The sequence below is a fragment of the uncultured Campylobacter sp. genome, assembly GCF_938040115.1.
Taxonomy (GTDB): Bacteria; Campylobacterota; Campylobacteria; order Campylobacterales; family Campylobacteraceae; genus Campylobacter_A.
This window is the reverse complement of the sequence record NZ_CALHXD010000143.1, coordinates 1-2,082: the sequence shown is the minus strand read 5'-3', so window position 1 is coordinate 2,082 and position 2,082 is coordinate 1. Positions and strand designations below refer to the sequence as shown.

General features: G+C 45.2%; 2 protein-coding genes. Both read left to right on the top strand.

Annotated elements, in window-relative coordinates; genetic code table 11:
- Positions 1 to 227 (top strand): uroporphyrinogen decarboxylase family protein (locus Q0314_RS05240; protein ID WP_298057285.1); only part of this gene is annotated, 227 nt, incomplete at its 5' end.
- Between the two features lie 18 nt (positions 228 to 245).
- Positions 246 to 2,082, top strand: a 1,837-nt coding sequence (locus Q0314_RS05235; protein ID WP_298057283.1) for a methyl-accepting chemotaxis protein, incomplete at its 3' end; no start/stop codon positions are given.

The window sequence follows — 2,082 nt, the reverse complement described above, 5'->3', positions numbered from 1 at the left end:
TAGCGCTTGCTAAGGCAAAGCTTAGCCCTCGCTACGTCCTTCAGGGCAATATGGAGCCTACGCGCCTTTACGATAAAAAGGCGATTGAAACGGGCGTGGAACGAATTTTGCAGACGATGAAGGGCGCGCCTCATATATTTAATCTCGGACACGGTATATTGCCCGACGTCCCGGTAGAAAACGCGAAATACTTTATCAAACTAGTACAAGAAAAAAGCGCAAGATAGCGTAAAAAAGGAGGAAAAATGAACAATCTGGGTATCAAATTTAAGATCATGACGATAGCTATCGTGGGTCTTTTAGGGCTTGGCATAATGAGCGCCTATATGCTAAACAGTATCGCAAAAACTCGCGCAAAAGCCGAGTATAGCGAGCAAATCGTGGATACGATCACGAATCAAAACAGCTTCATTCACGAGCTACAAAAGGAACGAGGATTTAGCTCGGGAGTACTAGCGGGCGGAGATAACGCTAAGCTACTGGCACAGCGAAAAAATGTAGACGCAGCGCTTGAAAAACTAGCCGAAAAAAGCGAAATAGCTCCCGAGCTAGCTAAAATCCGCTCCGAGGTCGATCAAAAAGGCGGCGATAATCCAATCGGCCGTATAACGAATATTTTAAGAAAAGAGGTTATCGCGATAAACGGTTATAGCGACAAACTCGAGCCTAGCCTCGTAGATGATCTAAAGCGCATCATTATCGTAGGCGAGATAAAGGAGTCTTTCGGTATCTTGCGCGCTACGCTAAACGGAGTCTTTACTAAAAAAAGCATAAGTAAAGAGGATTATAACAAGGTAGTTGCGCTAAATAGCGTCATAAACAAATTTATGCAAGACTTCGACGAATACAATCCTAAAGAATTTAGCGACGAATTTGATAATATTGCTAGAAAAAAGGCAGACTTTAATGACGCGATGAATATCATAAAAAATGTCGTAGCTACCGAGGATGCCTCTTACGATGCGCCTAAATGGTTTTCAAAGATAAGCATCTCTATAGACGCGATGAGAGAACTTGAGCTAAAGCTGCTAGAAGGTATGCAAAAGGACGCGAAGCAAATAAAAAGCGACGCGAATACTCAGATGATCGTTAGCGTATCGGTTATCGCGGTTTGTATCGCGCTAATGCTGCTTGTATCTATCTTAATCGGCAAAAATTTAATCTCCGGCATCGACTCTACTAAAAACGGGTTGGTTAGATTTTTCGAGTTTTTAAACAACAAAACAGATAAAGCTCAGCTTCTAAATCGCGGCGGAAGCGACGAGATCGGACAGATGTGCGCTCTGATAAACGAGAATATCAAGCAGATCGAGGCGAATTTGGCGGAGCAAAACGGATTTATCGTCGAGGCAAACGCATTCGTAAATCAAATCGGCAAGGGCAACTATGCGGCTCAGCTAAACGCAAATACCTCAAATCCGGCGCTTAGTCAGCTAAAACAGACGTTTAAAGACTTGCAAATCGCGCTAAAAAACGCTATAGCGGCAAATGGCGACGACGTGTTAAATTTGCTAGAAAGCTTTAAAAAGCAAGACTTTACTAAAAGGCTTGACGATGAGGGCAAGATGGCTACCGGTATCAACGCTCTGGGCGACGAGATAGCGGGTATGCTAAGAGCAAATTTACAGCAGGCGCACACTCTTGAGGAAAAGGCGGAGTTTTTGGCTCGCTCGATGCAGCAAGTCACTCAAGGCGCTAGCTTGCAGGCAAACTCTTTACAAGAGAGCGCCGCAGCAGTCGAGGAGATGAGTAGCTCTATGAGCGCTATTAGCCAAAAGGCCGAGGACGTAACCAGGCAAAGCGAGGAGATCAAAAACATCATCGTAATAATCCGCGATATAGCCGATCAGACGAATTTACTCGCTCTAAACGCCGCTATCGAAGCAGCAAGAGCAGGCGAACATGGACGCGGCTTTGCCGTAGTTGCCGACGAAGTACGCAAACTAGCCGAACGAACTCAAAAGAGCCTAGGCGAGATCGAAGCTAACGCAAACGTACTAGCTCAAAGCATCAACGAGATGAGCGAGAGCATCAGGGAGCAAAGCGAAGCTATAAATATGATAAATCAAGGCGTAGCCGAGG